Origin of the sequence: Algibacter marinivivus (assembly GCF_003143755.1) — a bacterium.
Lineage (GTDB): Bacteria > Bacteroidota > Bacteroidia > Flavobacteriales > Flavobacteriaceae > Algibacter_B > Algibacter_B marinivivus.
In genome coordinates, this window is sequence record NZ_QFRI01000003.1 from 234,570 (window position 1) to 251,137 (window position 16,568).

Below are 16,568 nucleotides of genomic sequence, written 5' to 3' on the forward strand. Positions count from 1 at the left end.
AAAAATACATTTTATCGATAAAAAAATAGATTTAACCTATTTTTTGTAAGAATTCATCTTCATTTATTAACATTACACCAAGCTTTTCTGCCTTATCTTTTTTACTAGGTCCCATATTATCACCTGCAACTATATAACTTGTTTTTGAAGAAATAGAGCTACTTACCTTCCCACCATTATCTTCAATAAGCTTTTTTAATTCATTTCTAGATACTTTATGAAATACACCAGAAACTACAATAATGTCGCCTTTTAGCTTTTCGGTTTGACCAATAAGTTGTTCTGCTGAAAACTCTAATCGAACTCCAAAACCTTTTAATTTATTAACTACAGCAATGTTTTCTTCAGATTCAAAAAACGCTGTTACACTCTCTGCTATTTTAACACCAATTTCATCAACATTTACTAATTCTTCCTCTGTAGCTTCAATAATTGCATCAACACTCTTATAATGTTTAGCAAGTTTTTTAGCTACGGTTTCACCAACATATCTAATCCCCAAAGCATAAAGTACACGCTCAAAAGGAATGTTTTTAGATTGCTCAATACCATTAATTAAATTTTCAGCACTTTTTTCTGCCATACGCTCTAATGGAATCACCTGATCCTTAGTTAATTCATATAAATCTGAATAATTAGTAATTAAACCTTCGTTAACCAATAGCGCAACGGTTTCGCCTCCTAACCCATCAATATCCATAGCTTTTCTAGATATAAAATGCTGAATTCTACCAATAATTTGTGGATTACAACCATTATAATTTGGACAATAATGTTGTGCTTCGCCTTCTTGTCTCACTAATTCCGTTTTACATTCAGGGCATTGTTTTATATAAATTGTAGGTTCAGAATTTGAAGGACGTTTACTTAAGTCAACACCTAAGATTTTTGGAATAATTTCACCTCCTTTTTCAACATACACTTCATCTCCTTCTCTAATATCAAGTTTTTCAATTTGGTCTGCATTGTGTAAAGAAGCTCTTTTAACCGTTGTACCTGCTAATTCTACAGGCTCTAGATTAGCCACAGGAGTTATAGCTCCCGTTCTACCAACTTGATATGTAATACTATTCAATCGTGTAGAAACTTGTTCAGCCTTAAACTTATACGCCATAGCCCAACGTGGTGCTTTGGCTGTATAGCCCAATTCTTCTTGCTGTTGAAGATTATTAACTTTAATAACCACACCATCCGTTTCATAAGGCAAATCGTGACGATGCACATCCCAATAATTTACAAACTCTAAAACTTCATCAATAGAATGAGCCAACTTAGCAGCCTCTGGAACTTTAAAACCCCATTGTCTTGCTTTATCTAAGCTTTCAAATTGTGTTTTTACTCCTAAATTATTACCAGTTAAATTATACAACAAACACTCTAATGGTCGTTTAGCAACCTCAGTACTATCTTGTAACTTTAAACTTCCTGAAGCTGTATTTCTTGGGTTTCTGTATGGCTCCTCTCCTATTTCAATGCGTTCTTCATTCATTTTATTAAAACCATTAAAAGGCAAAACAATTTCACCACGTATATCAAACTTTGGAGGATAATCGCCTTTCAACTGCAACGGAACAGATTTTATAGTTTTTATATTGGCTGTAACATTATCTCCTTGAAACCCATCTCCTCTAGTTACAGCTTTTAAAAGTTTTCCATCTTCATAGGTTAAACTTATAGATGCGCCATCATACTTTAATTCGCATGTATAACTAACATCACCATCAACTAATTTTTTAATACGTGTTTCCCAATCTTCTAAATCTTCTTTTGAGTACGAATTATCTAGCGAATACATACGATGCTCATGTACAAGCGTTTCAAAATTCTTAGTTATTTCACCTCCAACCCGCTGTGATGGTGAATTTGCATCAAAAAATTCAGGATGTTTAGCTTCTAAAGCTTGGAGCGTTTTTAATTTAACGTCAAAATCGTAATCAGATATGGTCGCATTATCTAACACATAATAATTGTAGTTATGCAATCTTAATTCTTTACGAAGGGCTTCAATTTGTTCTTTTACTGTATTCATTATGCTTTAACACCTTTTATCATCCTATCTTTTTTAAAGATATCTTGTTTTAATTTTATTTTTTGAAAATGGTTTTGACTCAACAACCCAATCATATCATTGCCTAAATATTCATTAATTTCAAAATACAATTGCCCATTATCATTTAAATTACTTGAAGCAAAATTAGATATGGCTATATAAAAAAGCAACGGGTTTTCATCCTCTACAAACAATGCTAAATGGGGTTCGTTATCCAAAACATTAGCCTTCATAAGTGCTTTTTCTTGCACTCTTACATATGGCGGGTTGGATACTATGATATCGAATTTAACATCAGCCATAAACCCTTCATTTTTTATCTTTAAGATATCCGCTTCTATAAATTTTACAGTTACCTTGTTCAATTCTGCATTTCGTTTTGCGATTTTTATCGCTTTCGCGGAAACATCCAGAGCATAAACTTTAGCATTTGTTAAGTTTTTAGCTAACGAGATTGCAATACAACCGCTTCCTGTACCAATGTCTAAAATGGTAATAGGCTTATTATTATCAACTTCCTTCAAAACCCAATCAACTAATTCTTCGGTTTCAGGTCTAGGAATTAGTACATTTTCATTCACTTTAAAAGGCAGTCCGTAAAACTCCGTTTCTCCTATTATATATTGAATTGGTTTTTGCTTCTTTAATAATTGTAAAGCATTTAAAATGTTTTCATAATCATCTATAACCATATCAGGATTTACTGCTAATTGAATTCTGGTTATATTATTATAATGCGCTATCAATATAAAAAAGAAGCTATTAACTTCTTCTTCACCATAAAGAACATCTAATTCAACATGAAATATATTTTGAATATCTTTTACCTTCATAAATCCTTTATCATCCATACTCCACATGAATAATGTCCTGTATTTCCAAGGGCATTATCTAAATGCTTAAATCCATAACTTTCATAAATATGAATTGCAGCTTTAAGTTGTGAAGCTGATTCTAAATAACATTTTTTAAATCCTAAATCTTTAGCAGCTTGCATGCATTTTTCAAATAACTTTCTACCATAGCCGGCACCTCTTACTTTAGGAGAGAAATACATTTTTTGGATTTCACACACATCACCTTCAAAATCTGCTAAAGGTTTAACGCCGCCGCCACCTAAAACTTTTCCGTTTTCAACAATTACAAAATACACATCATTAGTATTTTGATAAGACTCATACATTCTAGGTGTTTCATTATCAGAATATGCAGTGCCTTTCAACGGAATTTTAAATTCATGGAAACACGCCCTTATAACCTGCTCTAATTCCGCATTGTCTTGAGGTTCAATTTCTCGAATAACTATAGTATCTTTACTCACTTTAATTGCTGCTTTTGAAGTAGTGAAGATACGTTAAATCGAAAAAAAACATCATGCGTAAACTTATAATCTTATCAACAATTTGTTTAGTTTTTTTAAGCTGTTCTGTAAATGAAAAACCTCAATTTATTGGTTTAGAAAACATCAAGGTTTTAGAATCAACTTCTAAACATGTCACTTTTACCGCTGAAGCAAAATTTATCAACCCAAATGATATAGGCGGCGAGTTACAAACAGATGAGATAAAAGTTTTTATAAATGATAATGAAATGGCTTCAGTTTCTACTGAAAGTTTTAAAGTGCCTGCTAAAAAAGAATTTTCTGTACCATTAAAAACAAATGTACCAACAGATAGTATTTTTAGCAATAAGAGTATTGGCGGATTAATTGGAAGTTTATTTAGTAAGAAAGTTAAAGTGCAATATAAAGGTGATATTAAATATAAGGTACTGGGATTCTCTTATACTTATGACATTGACCAAACCGAAGATGTTAAAATTAAATTTTAAAATTGACACTACACGAAACTTACATAAAGCGCTGTCTTCAGATTGCTAAAAATGGTTTAGGAAGCACCAGACCTAATCCTATGGTTGGTAGCGTAATTGTTCATGATAATAAAATTATTGGCGAAGGTTTTACTAGTCCTTACGGAGGAAATCATGCAGAAGTAAATGCAATAAACTCTGTCTTAAATAAAGATTTACTCAAAGAAGCCACAATTTATGTAACGCTTGAACCTTGCTCGCACTTTGGAAAAACACCACCTTGTAGCGATCTTATAATACAGCATAAAATTCCGAATATTGTTATTGGATGTGTTGATGATAATGAAAAAGTAGCGGGTAAAGGCATAAAAAAACTTATGGGCGCAGGTTGTACCGTAACTGTTGGTATTCTAGAAAATGAATGTAAAGAACATCATAAACGCTTTTTTACGTTTCATAATAAAAAACGACCCTATATTATTTTAAAATGGGCAGAGACTAGTGATGGATTTATTGCTCCAGAAACAAAAAATGAACAAAAACCAGTGTGGATTACTAATACCTATTCTAGACAATTAGTACATAAATGGAGAGCAGAAGAACAAGCCATTTTAGTTGGAACAAATACCATTATAGAAGACAACCCTAGCTTAACCACAAGAGATTGGGCAGGTAAAAACCCTATAAGAATTGTTATTGATAAAGATGAAGAGCTATCAAAAAAGCTTCATGTTTTTAATAAAGATTCTGAGATTATAATAATCTCAAAAAACAATATAGATTTTACTAAACCTAAAGGAAAACAAATTACTTATATATTATTTGAAAATGATATAAACTCAGTAATAATTGAAGGTGGTGCGAAAACACTTCAAACTTTTATAGATGAAAATCTTTGGGATGAAGCAAGAATCTTTACAAGACAAAATACTTTTAAAAATGGAGTTAAAGCACCTAGTTTTAAAGGGAAATTAATATCTGAGACATCTATACTTACAGATACTCTTAAAATTTACAAAAATGATTAAAACCATCATTTTCGATTTTGGAAACATATTTATCAATTTAAATATTGAAGCTGCTCATAAACATGCCTTAGAAACATTTGAAATTGAGAGACTTTCAGAAGAAATGTTAGCATTCAATAGCTTTTATGAACAAGGATTAATTTCTACTGATGAATTTCTTCAATTTTATATTGAAAATTTTCCAAAATTATCTAGAGAAGACCTTATTGATATTTGGAATTATATGTTAAAACATTTTCCTAAAAAACGTTTAGAGTTTTTAAAGAAACTTAAATCATCTTCAAAATATGAATTGATTTTATTGAGCAACACCAATGAACTTCATATCAATTACATAAAAGATAATGTTTCATTTTATGAGGACTTCAAAAATTGTTTCGATGCGTTTTATCTTTCACATGAAATAAACTTAGTTAAACCTAATCAAGATATTTTTGAATTTGTTTTGAATGAAAACAAGCTCAAAGCTGAAGAATGTCTTTTTATAGATGATAACACAGATAACATTGAAACTGCAAAGCGGTTGAATATTAATACCTGGCATATCAACCCTGAAAATGAAGATGTTGTAAATCTTTTTGAAACCAAAAAACATCTCTTCTAAATAGTTTGACTGAAAAAGACACATATAAAACTATTGAAGTTACTCCTGACCCAACTTTGTTTAAAGATAAAAACAGTAAGTTTTTTGGATATGCTTTTCCTGTTTTAAATGAAGAACATATAAAAAAGCACTTAGAGCAATTAAAAAAAGAACATCATACAGCAAGACATTGGTGTTACGCTTACCAGTTAGGAACAGAAACTCTTACTTACCGCGTAAATGACGATGGTGAACCTAGCAATTCTGCAGGTATGCCAATTTATGGACAAATACAATCGTTTGATGTTACAAATGTTTTAATTGTTGTAGTGCGCTATTTTGGTGGTGTAAAACTGGGGGTTGGTGGTTTAATTAATGCTTACAGAACTGCAGCGCAAATGGTTCTTGAGAATTCTGCTATAATTGAGAAGACTATCAATACAGATTACCTTATTTCTTTTGAATATAAGAATATGAACACTGTAATGCGTGTCATCAAAGAAAAACAACTCAAAATAATCAATCAAAAATTAGAAATGAGTTGTGAGATAACTATAACGGTAAGAAAAAATGAAGCAGAATCTGTTTTTGAAATTTTTAATCGTCTTTATGAAATAGACATAAAAAAATTATAATTAAGCCCCTAAAAGATCCAAAAGATACTGAGGCGCTCTTGTTGGTCTATTAGTTTTCATATCTATAAATACTAAAGTTGTGCTAGCTGTAGTTAAAATTTCATCGTTTTCATTTGTAATTTCATATTCAAATTCAATTTTTGCAGTAGGCTTACTTTTTAGTTGAGTTTTTACATTAATTACATCATCATAACCTGCTGATTTTTTATAGTTTATATTTAAAGAAACTACTGGTAACATAATACCATTTTCTTCCATTAATTTATATGAAACTCCTAGTTTACGTAACCACTCAATTCTCCCCATTTCAAGATATAGCGCATAATTACCATGATATACCACTCCCATTTGGTCAGTTTCACCATATCTCACTCTTATTTGTATTTCATCGAATTTCATAAGTTTTATTGAATATTTTTTTGTAGTTTCGGCAAGAGGATAAACATGAGGAAAAATTTCTAAAAATTCAATAGTAAATCATTTTTTTTTTAAGAATTTTGTTCACATATTTGCTCCTCGATAAAAGGGGGATGGCATTTTATTGTCTCGTATCGAATACAACAAACTTTAAAAACCAAAAATTAAAACTAACAAATGAGTGTAACTGCGCAATCGGTATGGGATAATTGTCTTGAATTCATAAAGGATAATATTCAACCGCAAGCATACAAAACTTGGTTTGAACCAATCAAAGCAGTTAAACTTTCTGATACAGCATTAAGCGTTCAAGTACCTAGTAAGTTTTTTTACGAATGGCTTGAAGAGCATTATGTTAAAATCTTAAAAGTTGCTCTTACCAAACAATTAGGAGAAACTGCCAAACTTGTTTACATTATTAAAATGGAAAACACTTATGGCAACAAACAACCTTTTACAGAAAAAATTCCTAGTTCAAATAGAGGAGCTCTTAAATCACAAGATGTTGATGTTCCATTGAACAATAAAAACCCAGAATTACGTAATCCATTTGTAATCCCTGGTATTAGAAATGTAAAAATCGAATCTCAACTTAATCCAAATTATAGTTTTGAAAATTTTTTAGAAGGAGATTCTAATAGATTAGCACGTAGTGCAGGGTTAGCAGTTGCAAACAAACCAGGAGGCACTTCTTTCAATCCATTATTAATATTTGGTGGTGTTGGCCTAGGAAAAACACATTTAGCTCATGCTATTGGTGTTGATATAAAAGATAAATATCCAGAAAAAACAGTTTTATATATTTCTGCTGAAAAGTTTACGCAACAATATATAGATGCTGTAAAAAAGAATAATAGAAATGATTTTATTCATTTTTATCAAATCATAGATGTTCTAATCATTGATGATGTTCAGTTCCTATCAGGAAAATCAGGAACACAAGATGTATTTTTCCATATTTTCAATCACTTACATCAAAACGGAAAGCAAGTTATTTTAACTAGTGACAAAGCACCTGTTGATATGCAAGATATTGAACAACGTCTTTTATCACGTTTTAAATGGGGGTTATCTGCTGAATTACAGAATCCGGATTTTGAAACTCGTGTATCAATACTTAAAAACAAATTATATCGTGATGGTGTTGAAATGCCAGATGATATTATTGAATATGTAGCAAAGAACATCAAAACTAATGTTAGAGAGCTTGAAGGTGCTATCATTTCTTTAATTGCACAATCTTCTTTCAATAAAAAAGAAATTACAATTGATTTAGCTAGAATTATAGTTGAGAAGTTTGTTAAAAATACCAAACGCGAAGTATCTATTGACTATATCCAAAAAGTAGTTTCAGATTATTTTCAAATGGATATTGACACTTTACAGTCTAAAACAAGAAAGCGTCATATTGTTCAAGCACGTCAATTAGCTATGTTTTTTGCTAAAAAATTCACCAAAGCTTCACTTGCAAGTATTGGATCTCAAATAGGAAAAAGAGATCATGCAACAGTATTACATGCTTGCAAAACAGTAGACAATTTATCTTCAACTGATAAACAATTCAGAAAATATGTTGAAGATATTACCAAAAAACTTTCTGTTTAAATAGTTTACACCATGACTAAAATTTTGATGGTTTGCTTAGGAAACATTTGCCGTTCTCCTCTAGCTGAAGGTATTCTAAAATCAAAACTTTCAAACGACTTTATTATAGATTCTGCCGGAACTGCTAATTACCATTCTGGAAGTTCACCAGATAAACGCTCGGTAGCTGTTGCCAGAAAATACGGATTAGATATTTCGAATTTAAGAGGGCGTCAATTCGATGTTTCGGATTTTGACACTTTTGATGTCATTTACGTTATGGATAAATCTAATTTTCAGAATGTTCTTAAACTAGCTAGACATGATAAAGATATCGCAAAAGTTAAAATGATTTTAAACGAAGTTCATCCGAATAAAAATTATGAAGTTCCAGACCCATATTATGGTGGTGATAATGGTTTTGAAAATGTCTATCAAATGTTAGACGAAGCATGTAAGAGCATCGCAAAACAACTTATTTGATTTTTAGGCTAAATACTTATTAGCGTCTTATTTATTAACTTTACATAAAAAGATACGCTATGAAACCCCAATTCTTTATTTTCGCCTTTTACCTATTTAGCACTTTTTGTATTTCACAAACTGTAAGTCTTACTAGTTTTGCCTCTGGCTTTTCACAACCTGTAGAGATTACAAACACAGGTGTTACAAATGACACAAGACTCTTTATTGTCGAAAAATCAGGAATTATCAAAATTTTAAACTCTGATGGTACTGTAAATTCAACACCCTTTTTAAATATATCAAGTATAGTTGGCTCTGGAGGAGAGCGTGGACTACTAGGACTAGCATTTGCTAATGATTACGATTCTACTGGTCGTCTCTACGTAAACTATACTGATAATTCAAGTACTACTGAGCCTAATACAATTATTGCTAGATATACGGTAAGTACAAATCCAGATATTGCAAATACAAATGGCACCATATTATTATCCTACCAGCAACCCTTTGATAATCATAATGGTGGTAAAATAGCCTTTGATCAAGATAATTTTTTGTACATCGCTTCAGGTGATGGTGGAAGTGGTGGCGATCCTGGAGATAGAGCACAGAATACAACTACACTTTTGGGTAAACTTTTAAGAATTGACGTTAGTGGAACCAATTATTCCATACCAACTTCAAACCCTTTTTCAACATCTGCTAATGGACCTAACGATCCAAGACCAGAAATTTACGCAGTAGGCTTAAGAAATCCTTGGAAATTTTCTTTTGACAAAAATAATGGCGATTTATGGATTGCTGATGTAGGTCAGCAACTAATAGAAGAAATTAATAGAGTAAATGGTTCTGGAACACCTGGTGACAACTATGGCTGGCGATGTTTTGAAGGTAGTATGTCTTTTAATTCAACAGGAAACTGCCCTTCAGGAGGTTTAAATGATACCGTTGCTCCTGTTGCAGAATATGGACACTCTGGCGGGAAATGTTCTATTACTGGTGGTTACATTTATAGAGGAAATATTTATGGTGCTTTTGGTGGGAAATACTTTTTTGCTGACTTTTGCTCTGGTGAAATTGGATTTCTAACTGATACTGGTGCTGGTTGGTCAATTACACTACAAACACCTAATATAACTGGAGGTTGGACTACTTTTGGTGAAGACATAAATGGTGAATTATATATAGCTGGAGGTTCAACGGTTTATAAAATTTTTGATTCTAATTTAAGTATTACTGAAAATAACTTTTTCAACTTTACCTTATACCCTAATCCATCAAAATCTTTTGTAAATATTGATTTAACAGATAATTTTGCAAATGTAGAAACGATTTCAATAACAAATATTCAAGGTCAGTTGATTAAAACTATTAAAAAACCAAATCAGAAAATTATTCGAATACCAACTGAAAATTTTAATAGCGGTTTATATCTAATACAAGTTGAAACTAATAACTATAACAAAGCAATAAAAAAAATCATAATAGAATAAATGAACAACAAAAAAGGTAAATTATACCTTATTCCAACTACATTAGGAGACAATGACCCATTAGAAGTTTTACCTATTTCTGTAAAACAAACTATTGATAAAATAAACACATTTATTGTTGAAAATGATAAAACAGCGCGACGTTTTATAAAAAGAATTAGCCCTGAAAAATCTCAACCGTCATTAAATATGTTTCATTTAAATAAATTTACTGATGAAGCAGACATACCTTCTTTTTTAAACCCTTGTTTAAATGGAACCGATGTTGGCTTATTATCTGAAGCTGGTTGCCCTGGTGTAGCAGATCCAGGTGCTGATGTTGTTAAAATTGCTCATGAAAAGAATATAAAGGTTGTACCTCTTGTTGGTCCCTCTTCTATTTTAATGGCGATAATGAGTTCTGGTATGAATGGGCAAAGTTTTGCTTTTAATGGCTATTTACCGATTGATAAAAGCGAGCGTAAAAATGAAATAAAGCGCTTAGAACGTTTATCGTTTGAACAAAACCAATCTCAAATATTTATTGAAACCCCATATAGGAATAATAAAATGTTAGAAGATTTATATAATGTTTTAGAAAATAATACAGATGTTTCTGTAGCATGTGATATTACTTTAGAAAATGAGTTTATTAAAACACTAACAGCAAACCAATGGAAAAAAAATAAGGTAGACCTCCACAAGAGACCTACCATATTTATCATTCATAAAAGCTAAGAGATAATAATTAAATTGCTTTAGCTTTCTTATTCGGTTTTACAAAAGATGTATCATATCCAGAGAAACGCTTCATATAATAATGAACTGTAGTTCCGTATCCATCAGCGAAATTATCTAAACCATAACTTCTTAAATATTTTTTCACACTTCCTGGACCAGCTAAATGTGCTGCTGCTAATATCCCAGATTCAGTAACAATAATACCGTTAATACGTTTACCAACGAAATTCTTAATATCACGTCTTAAAATCCATTTATTACGAGCTGCATTAGCAATAAATGCTTTTTCTTGCAATTTAGGATTCTTCAAAAACTTTGCAGGATTGTTAATACCAATCATCTTTAAAGTTTCTGTTCCAAACTGATATTTACCAAGGTAACCGTAAGTGTTAACTGAATTGTAATCTCCACCAGATTCCTTAAAAGCAATAGCCTCTTTAAAACCAACAAAAGATTTACCTAAATAAGGTGAAAACGAATCATTAGACTCTTTCTTTAGTTCAGTTTGACTAACATCAATACTGACAGTATAATTTAAGTCTAAGCCTTCCGTAGAGTACTTACTTAAATCAATCGTTTCATTAGATTGAAACGATACATACAATAGTGTTAATATTGTAAGCGTCAGGGTACTGTAACTTGCAATATTTCTCAACATAATTTTAAATTTTTTCAGCGTATTTTCAATACAAAATACACCTTGAAATTTGAGCGTGCAAAATTAAGCTTTTTTTCAATAAATTCAAAATTAATCGATTATCAGCTTTTATTAGTTGTAGAATAGATGAAATACACTCCCTTTTTTATTAAATTCTAAGGTAGGAAATGGTATTTTTATCATATCAATAACATCAAAAATAGACCTCAATAACTTCGAGTTTGTCTTAATTTTATTCAAATTTAAATCAAAACTCAAATAGTACTGTCTATATCTGGAATTACTTGTTAACACTTGATTGTCAATATCTTTTTCACCTGTAAGCATCCCTTGTCCTCCATAGCCTACAGCTATATTTAACCATTTAGGAATTTTACTGTCTTTGAAAAAGGAGTGTAAATTTGCGCTAAGCCAATAGGTTTGCCCATTATAGTCTTTCAAAATTTGTTCAAGATGGGTTTCTCCGAGTTTATCTGGACGCTGTTTTGCATATTTAGTATGGTGAAAAGAGTACTTTAAGGCAATTCTCTGTTCTTTCCATAATAATTCTTGCCCAATATAAAGACCTGTTCCTGCGCCATTTGCTAAAATGTCTCCCCAAGAAAACCCCCATTCTTCTGAATACCCATCAAGTACTTCTACAGCTGTTAAAAAAGTAAAACCTAATGTAGCTCCATATAGCAATTGATCACGCTTGCTGACACCACTCCAATTTAAAAGTTGCGCTCCATGCTTACCTAATTGATAAGATGTAAATACGTGTCCTAACTTATCCATTTGCAACCACTCATTATTATCATTAATAGTATGAAATTTTGAACGTTCAAAATCCGCATACCACAATTGATTTAAACCAACAAGTGTTATGGCTCCTATAGAAGCTTCTGTAATAACTACAGCATTTCTTCTTGGTTTGTTAAGTGTATCACTAGGTGTCAAAAATAAATCTAGTTTAGATTGCGAAAAAGAAACGACTGGTAATAAAACAAAAATGATAATATGTCTTATTACATATAAACGCACTATTTATTTATCCCTTGAGATGATAAATACCGTTGATATTCTCTAGCATTTACATTATGTTGTGCCAAAGTTTTTGCAAATTTATGAAAGCCAAAACGCTTTGCATCAGCAGCAAAATACAAGTATTTATGCTTCTCGTAATTCAAAACGGCTTTAATCGCTGAAATATCTGGCATTGCAATTAACCCCGGAGGTAATCCTCTATTTTTGTATGTATTATAAGGTGATTCAATCTCTTTATGAACGTTTAAAACACGCTTAATTACGGTGTTTTTATATTTTGGCAATTTATATGCTGCAAATTTTAAAGTAGGATCTGCTTGAAGTGGTATTCCAACACGTAAACGATTTATGTAAACGCCTGCAATTCTTGGTTGTTCTGAAGCTTGTTTAGACTCTTCATAAACAATAGATGCTAATGCAATCACCTGATTTTGAGACAATCCAATATCGTGAGCTTTTTTAATTCGTGCATCTGTCCAAAAACGCTTATATTCTTTAAGCATTCTATTTCTAAAAGTTTCTGCAGATGAATTCCAAAAGAATTCATAACTGTTTGGTAAATACATTCCCAAAGCCGTGGCTTCATTAAATTTATTTTCTTCTAAAAAAGCTTTATCGGTCATGGCATTTAAAAGCGATATACTATCTGCTTCTATTTCTTTTGAAATACGTCCCGCTAATTTTTCTAAAGTACTTTGATTATTGAAAGACACTTTTATTGGCAAGTTTTTACTTCTTATAGAATTGATAATATCATTATTAGTCATTCCTTTTTTAATTTCGAAACGACCAGCTTTTATATTCGTGGTGTATTTTTTTTGTTCAGCTAAATCATCAAAAGACTCAATATCCTCTAATAAAGGTTCTAATTGCTCTCTAACTTCAGTATACTTAGCATTTGTAGGTACAAAAATATAAGCCGCTTCATTATTAAAAGCCGTATTGGGTTTTAACATGGCTTTGTATACAAAATTTGCAAAAAAAGCAGCTACAACAAGACCTATAATGACTATAACTAAAAGTATTTTTTTTATGTAATTCATCTATTTATTAATGAGTTGAAATAAATATTCGTTTTTATAAGCACCATTAACGTGGTTCCAATCTTTTTTTAGGCCGATTTGTTTAAAACCTTCTTTTGAAAACAATTTAATACTAGCATCATTTTCTTCAGAAATATTACAATATAACAGGTGCAAATCTAAATGCGTAAAACTATAATTTATTAAAAGTTTAAGGGCTTCGCGACCGTAACCCTTTAATCTGTCGTTAGGTTCTTTAACTAAAATGCCAACACCTGCTCTTTTATTTTTAAAATCGAAATCGAATAAATCTATCATACCTATGGCAACATCATCATAACTTGAAATGACCAAACGTAATTGCTTGACTTCAAAAATATCTTTGTGGGCATGCTCTAAATACTGTTTGATAAGAAATTTAGAATATGGTGTTTGTGTATTACTGATTTCCCAGATAGATTCATCGTTTTCAATGGTATGTATGAAGTCTAAATCTTCTGGCTCTAAGGCTCTTAAGTATATATTATCGCCTTTTAGAGTTATCATATTGTTCCTTTAAAAACAAATTTTGCAGGACCAATAAGCCATACATTATTATAAGTATTATTTTCAACATCGAAACATACTTCTAGCTTTCCGCCTTCAACATTTAAAGTTACGTGGTTTTTTTCGGTTTCTCCTATGTAATGCATTGCTAATGCCACTGCTGTAACACCTGTACCACAAGATAAGGTTTCCCCTTCTACTCCACGTTCATAGGTTCTTACCCTAAATTCGTTATCAGATTGCTTTTTTACGAAATTAACATTGCTCCCAGCTTCATTATATGGTGCTCCATATCTAATTTCTGCGCCTTTTGATTTTATATTAAAATCTTCAATATTTTCTTCAAATTGCACGTGATGTGGCGACCCAGTATCTAAAAAGACATGGTTTTCATGTTTTTCAACCGTATTAACATCTACCATTTGAAGTTTCACAATATCACCTTCAATAGTGGCATGATGCAAACCATCAATAGCTTCAAAAACTGCTTTATCTGAAATAACGCCTAATTGCTTAGCAAAGGCAACTAAACAACGCCCACCGTTACCACACATAGAACTTTCATTACCATCTGCATTGTAGTAAACCATTTTAAAATCGTGTTCTAGATGGTTTTCTAAAAGAATGAGTCCGTCAGCGCCTATGCCAAAACGTCTGTCGCATAAAAACGCTACTTGTTTGGTATTATTTTTGTCGAATGTTTGTTGACGATTATCAATCATCACAAAATCATTTCCTGTGCCTTGGTATTTGTAAAAGGTGTGTTGCATAATATGCTGCAAAGATAAAGAAGTGATTTAAATTTTTTGATGCTTAGCGATAATTTTGGCGGGTTGAAAAAAAGCTTATTTTTTTGGCAGATGTTTACAAGGAAGTGCGTTAGGGATTGCAGTGGAAAGCCCACAGCGATCCCGATAGCTATCGGGAGAGCGAGGACTTGTAACGTAAAGCCCGACCCTTGTGGTAACGCCCAAATAATTAAACGTAAGTGGATTGTTAAATCGTCGTTAAAGTTGAATTAAGAATTCAATATTTATTTAATTTTAATCGTTAATAAATAAAACTTAAACTCAAATTATGAAGAAGATTTTGACATTAGTATTGGTTTCGGCTTTAGGTGGTATTTTTACTTTAGGAGCCTACAAACTTTTTTTAGAAGAAGAAAAAACAGTTTTGATTGCTGCAGAAAACTCCAACCCAGCATTTCTACCAACAAATAACTTTAATACATTATTAGCTAATGAGGAAGCTCCAGATTTTACAGTAGCTGCTGAAAACACTGTAAATGCGGTTGTACACGTAAAAAATGTAACACTAAGTTCTGGACAATATACTTTACAAGATTTATTTTCTGGTAGAAGCTCGCAACGTGCGCAAATGGGTACAGGATCTGGTGTTATTATTAATGCAGATGGTTATATAATTACAAATAACCATGTGATTAAAAATGCACATGAACTATCTGTTACACTAAATAATAATAAAACCTATACTGCTGAATTAATTGGTGCTGATGCCAAAACTGATATTGCACTTTTAAAGATTGATGCAGATGAAGATTTACCATTTGTTACTTTTGCTGACTCTGATAATGCAAAAATTGGCGAATGGGTATTGGCTGTAGGAAATCCGTTTAATTTAACATCTACTGTTACTGCTGGCATTATTAGTGCTAAGGCTAGAGATTTATCGGGTACTAGCAGGCAATCTTTTATCCAGACTGATGCCGCGGTAAACCCTGGAAACTCTGGTGGTGCACTTGTTAATACTGATGGACAATTGGTAGGTATAAACACCGCAATATCATCTCAAACGGGCTCTTATGTTGGCTACTCTTTTGCTGTACCTAGTAATATTGCTAGAAAAGTGATTGAAGACATTATGGAATATGGTAATGTACAAAATGGGATTTTAGGTATTCAAGGTGGCGCTTTAAACAGTATTTTGGCTGAAAAATTTGGTGTCAATGATACTGAAGGTGTTTATATTGATAGTGTTGTTGAAGACTCTGGTGCTGAAAAAGCTGGTGTACAAAAAGGTGATATTATAAAAGAAATTGATAATATAAAAATTTCTAAGTTCTCTGATTTAACGGGGCATTTAAGTACGAAACGCCCTAACGATGTGGTAAGCCTTCAAGTATTAAGAGACGGAGAAACAAAAACTATTCCTGTAACTTTAGCAAAAAATGAAACTTTTACAATGCCTTTAGTAGGGCAAATAAAAAACGCAAAATCATCTGATTTAAAAAAGTTTAAAGCCGCTTATGGTGTTAAAATAACCGATTTAAATTCTCAATATGCTGATTACTGGAAAAGAAACGGTATAGAAGAAGGTTGCATTATTACTTCTGTAAATGATATAAAAGTAAAATCAGTTGATGATGTACAAAATGCTATAAAAAATTCTAATTCTGATGCTCTAAGAATAGAACTTATTAATTCTAGTGGAGAAAAAGAACGCTATAATTTTAGATAAAAACGGTTCGTTTAACGAATTAATTAACCCTTCAAATAGATAAATTTTTGAAGG

Annotated in this window: 18 protein-coding genes; 9 read left to right on the forward strand and 9 right to left on the reverse strand. The window is 31.6% G+C overall.

Going from position 1 to position 16,568, the window contains the following annotated elements:
• Nucleotides 1-31 precede the first annotated feature (31 nt).
• Genes ligA through DIS18_RS12670 form a run of 3 tightly spaced genes read right to left on the reverse strand, consistent with a single transcriptional unit; the run spans nt 32 to nt 3,371 of the window.
• Nucleotides 32-2,029 carry an NAD-dependent DNA ligase LigA gene (gene ligA, locus DIS18_RS12660; RefSeq protein ID WP_109353449.1) on the reverse strand — a complete coding sequence of 666 codons (1,998 nt, stop codon included), beginning with the start codon at nt 2,027-2,029 and terminating at the stop codon, nt 32-34.
• Complete coding sequence (gene prmC, locus DIS18_RS12665) at nt 2,029-2,883, reverse strand: peptide chain release factor N(5)-glutamine methyltransferase (RefSeq protein WP_109353524.1); 855 nt, start codon at nt 2,881-2,883, stop codon at nt 2,029-2,031. Before prmC ends, ligA begins: the two co-directional genes overlap by 1 nt.
• On the reverse strand, nt 2,880-3,371 hold the full coding sequence (locus tag DIS18_RS12670) for a GNAT family N-acetyltransferase (protein ID WP_109353450.1): 492 nt from the start codon (nt 3,369-3,371) through the stop codon (nt 2,880-2,882). The genes prmC and DIS18_RS12670 overlap by 4 nt, the downstream gene beginning before the upstream one ends.
• 53 nt (nt 3,372-3,424) lie before the next feature.
• Here DIS18_RS12670 and DIS18_RS12675 point away from each other — a divergent pair, with 53 nt between their 5' ends.
• From DIS18_RS12675 to DIS18_RS12690, 4 genes are read left to right on the forward strand one after another with little or no spacing between them, the layout of a single operon-like run.
• Complete coding sequence (locus DIS18_RS12675) at nt 3,425-3,880, forward strand: LEA/WHy family protein (protein ID WP_109353451.1); 456 nt, start codon at nt 3,425-3,427, stop codon at nt 3,878-3,880.
• A gap of 2 nt (nt 3,881-3,882) precedes the next feature.
• Nucleotides 3,883-4,887 carry a bifunctional diaminohydroxyphosphoribosylaminopyrimidine deaminase/5-amino-6-(5-phosphoribosylamino)uracil reductase RibD gene (gene ribD / locus DIS18_RS12680; protein ID WP_109353452.1) on the forward strand — a complete coding sequence of 335 codons (1,005 nt, stop codon included), beginning with the start codon at nt 3,883-3,885 and terminating at the stop codon, nt 4,885-4,887.
• On the forward strand, nt 4,880-5,491 hold the full coding sequence (locus DIS18_RS12685; protein WP_109353453.1) for an HAD family hydrolase: 612 nt from the start codon (nt 4,880-4,882) through the stop codon (nt 5,489-5,491). Before ribD ends, DIS18_RS12685 begins: the two co-directional genes overlap by 8 nt.
• Nucleotides 5,492-5,496: 5 nt before the next feature.
• Nucleotides 5,497-6,105 (forward strand): IMPACT family protein, encoded by a 609-nt coding sequence (locus DIS18_RS12690; protein WP_109353454.1) that lies wholly within the window; start codon nt 5,497-5,499, stop codon nt 6,103-6,105.
• Here the strand turns inward: DIS18_RS12690 and DIS18_RS12695 are convergent, their stop codons facing one another.
• The gene (locus DIS18_RS12695; RefSeq protein WP_109353455.1) at nt 6,106-6,504 is read right to left on the reverse strand and encodes an acyl-CoA thioesterase; all 399 of its coding nucleotides are present in this window, start codon (nt 6,502-6,504) and stop codon (nt 6,106-6,108) included.
• 195 nt (nt 6,505-6,699) lie between these two features.
• Here DIS18_RS12695 and dnaA point away from each other — a divergent pair, with 195 nt between their 5' ends.
• The 4 genes from dnaA to DIS18_RS12715 are packed head-to-tail and all read left to right on the forward strand — an operon-like array spanning nt 6,700 to nt 10,781.
• The gene (gene dnaA, locus DIS18_RS12700; RefSeq protein WP_109353456.1) at nt 6,700-8,127 is read left to right on the forward strand and encodes a chromosomal replication initiator protein DnaA; all 1,428 of its coding nucleotides are present in this window, start codon (nt 6,700-6,702) and stop codon (nt 8,125-8,127) included.
• 12 nt (nt 8,128-8,139) lie between these two features.
• Nucleotides 8,140-8,589: a low molecular weight protein-tyrosine-phosphatase gene (locus DIS18_RS12705; protein WP_109353457.1), complete on the forward strand. Its 450-nt coding sequence runs from the start codon at nt 8,140-8,142 to the stop codon at nt 8,587-8,589.
• Between the two features lie 59 nt (nt 8,590-8,648).
• Nucleotides 8,649-10,064: a PQQ-dependent sugar dehydrogenase gene (locus tag DIS18_RS12710; protein ID WP_109353458.1), complete on the forward strand. Its 1,416-nt coding sequence runs from the start codon at nt 8,649-8,651 to the stop codon at nt 10,062-10,064.
• Nucleotides 10,065-10,781, forward strand: a complete 717-nt coding sequence (locus DIS18_RS12715; RefSeq protein WP_109353459.1) for an SAM-dependent methyltransferase — start codon at nt 10,065-10,067, stop codon at nt 10,779-10,781.
• A gap of 10 nt (nt 10,782-10,791) precedes the next feature.
• Here the strand turns inward: DIS18_RS12715 and DIS18_RS12720 are convergent, their stop codons facing one another.
• The 5 genes from DIS18_RS12720 to dapF form a co-directional block, all read right to left on the reverse strand.
• The gene (locus DIS18_RS12720) at nt 10,792-11,442 is read right to left on the reverse strand and encodes a lysozyme family protein (protein WP_109353460.1); all 651 of its coding nucleotides are present in this window, start codon (nt 11,440-11,442) and stop codon (nt 10,792-10,794) included.
• A 111-nt stretch (nt 11,443-11,553) separates the two neighbouring features.
• Entirely contained in the window at nt 11,554-12,465 is a 912-nt protein-coding gene (locus DIS18_RS12725; protein ID WP_109353461.1) for a DUF2279 domain-containing protein, read from the reverse strand.
• Complete coding sequence (mltG, locus tag DIS18_RS12730) at nt 12,465-13,511, reverse strand: endolytic transglycosylase MltG (RefSeq protein ID WP_109353462.1); 1,047 nt, start codon at nt 13,509-13,511, stop codon at nt 12,465-12,467. The genes DIS18_RS12725 and mltG overlap by 1 nt, the downstream gene beginning before the upstream one ends.
• On the reverse strand, nt 13,512-14,036 hold the full coding sequence (locus DIS18_RS12735) for a GNAT family N-acetyltransferase (RefSeq protein ID WP_109353463.1): 525 nt from the start codon (nt 14,034-14,036) through the stop codon (nt 13,512-13,514).
• Entirely contained in the window at nt 14,033-14,806 is a 774-nt protein-coding gene (gene dapF, locus DIS18_RS12740) for a diaminopimelate epimerase (protein WP_109353464.1), read from the reverse strand. Before dapF ends, DIS18_RS12735 begins: the two co-directional genes overlap by 4 nt.
• A gap of 307 nt (nt 14,807-15,113) precedes the next feature.
• Here dapF and DIS18_RS12745 point away from each other — a divergent pair, with 307 nt between their 5' ends.
• The gene (locus DIS18_RS12745; RefSeq protein ID WP_109353465.1) at nt 15,114-16,514 is read left to right on the forward strand and encodes a trypsin-like peptidase domain-containing protein; all 1,401 of its coding nucleotides are present in this window, start codon (nt 15,114-15,116) and stop codon (nt 16,512-16,514) included.
• Nucleotides 16,515-16,568: the final 54 nt, after the last annotated feature.

What these genes read in the sequence shown, in the direction of transcription:
- DIS18_RS12715 (WP_109353459.1), top strand. Translation starts at nt 10,065, where the DNA reads ATGAACAACAAAAAAGGTAAATTATACCTTATTCCAACTACATTAGGA.
- dapF (WP_109353464.1), bottom strand. Translation starts at nt 14,806, where the DNA reads ATGCAACACACCTTTTACAAATACCAAGGCACAGGAAATGATTTTGTG.
- DIS18_RS12675 (WP_109353451.1), top strand. Translation starts at nt 3,425, where the DNA reads ATGCGTAAACTTATAATCTTATCAACAATTTGTTTAGTTTTTTTAAGC.
- DIS18_RS12720 (WP_109353460.1), bottom strand. Translation starts at nt 11,442, where the DNA reads ATGTTGAGAAATATTGCAAGTTACAGTACCCTGACGCTTACAATATTA.
- mltG (WP_109353462.1), bottom strand. Translation starts at nt 13,511, where the DNA reads ATGAATTACATAAAAAAAATACTTTTAGTTATAGTCATTATAGGTCTT.
- ligA (WP_109353449.1), bottom strand. Translation starts at nt 2,029, where the DNA reads ATGAATACAGTAAAAGAACAAATTGAAGCCCTTCGTAAAGAATTAAGA.
- DIS18_RS12705 (WP_109353457.1), top strand. Translation starts at nt 8,140, where the DNA reads ATGACTAAAATTTTGATGGTTTGCTTAGGAAACATTTGCCGTTCTCCT.
- DIS18_RS12735 (WP_109353463.1), bottom strand. Translation starts at nt 14,036, where the DNA reads ATGATAACTCTAAAAGGCGATAATATATACTTAAGAGCCTTAGAGCCA.
- DIS18_RS12710 (WP_109353458.1), top strand. Translation starts at nt 8,649, where the DNA reads ATGAAACCCCAATTCTTTATTTTCGCCTTTTACCTATTTAGCACTTTT.
- DIS18_RS12685 (WP_109353453.1), top strand. Translation starts at nt 4,880, where the DNA reads ATGATTAAAACCATCATTTTCGATTTTGGAAACATATTTATCAATTTA.
- dnaA (WP_109353456.1), top strand. Translation starts at nt 6,700, where the DNA reads ATGAGTGTAACTGCGCAATCGGTATGGGATAATTGTCTTGAATTCATA.
- DIS18_RS12695 (WP_109353455.1), bottom strand. Translation starts at nt 6,504, where the DNA reads ATGAAATTCGATGAAATACAAATAAGAGTGAGATATGGTGAAACTGAC.
- prmC (WP_109353524.1), bottom strand. Translation starts at nt 2,883, where the DNA reads ATGAAGGTAAAAGATATTCAAAATATATTTCATGTTGAATTAGATGTT.
- DIS18_RS12745 (WP_109353465.1), top strand. Translation starts at nt 15,114, where the DNA reads ATGAAGAAGATTTTGACATTAGTATTGGTTTCGGCTTTAGGTGGTATT.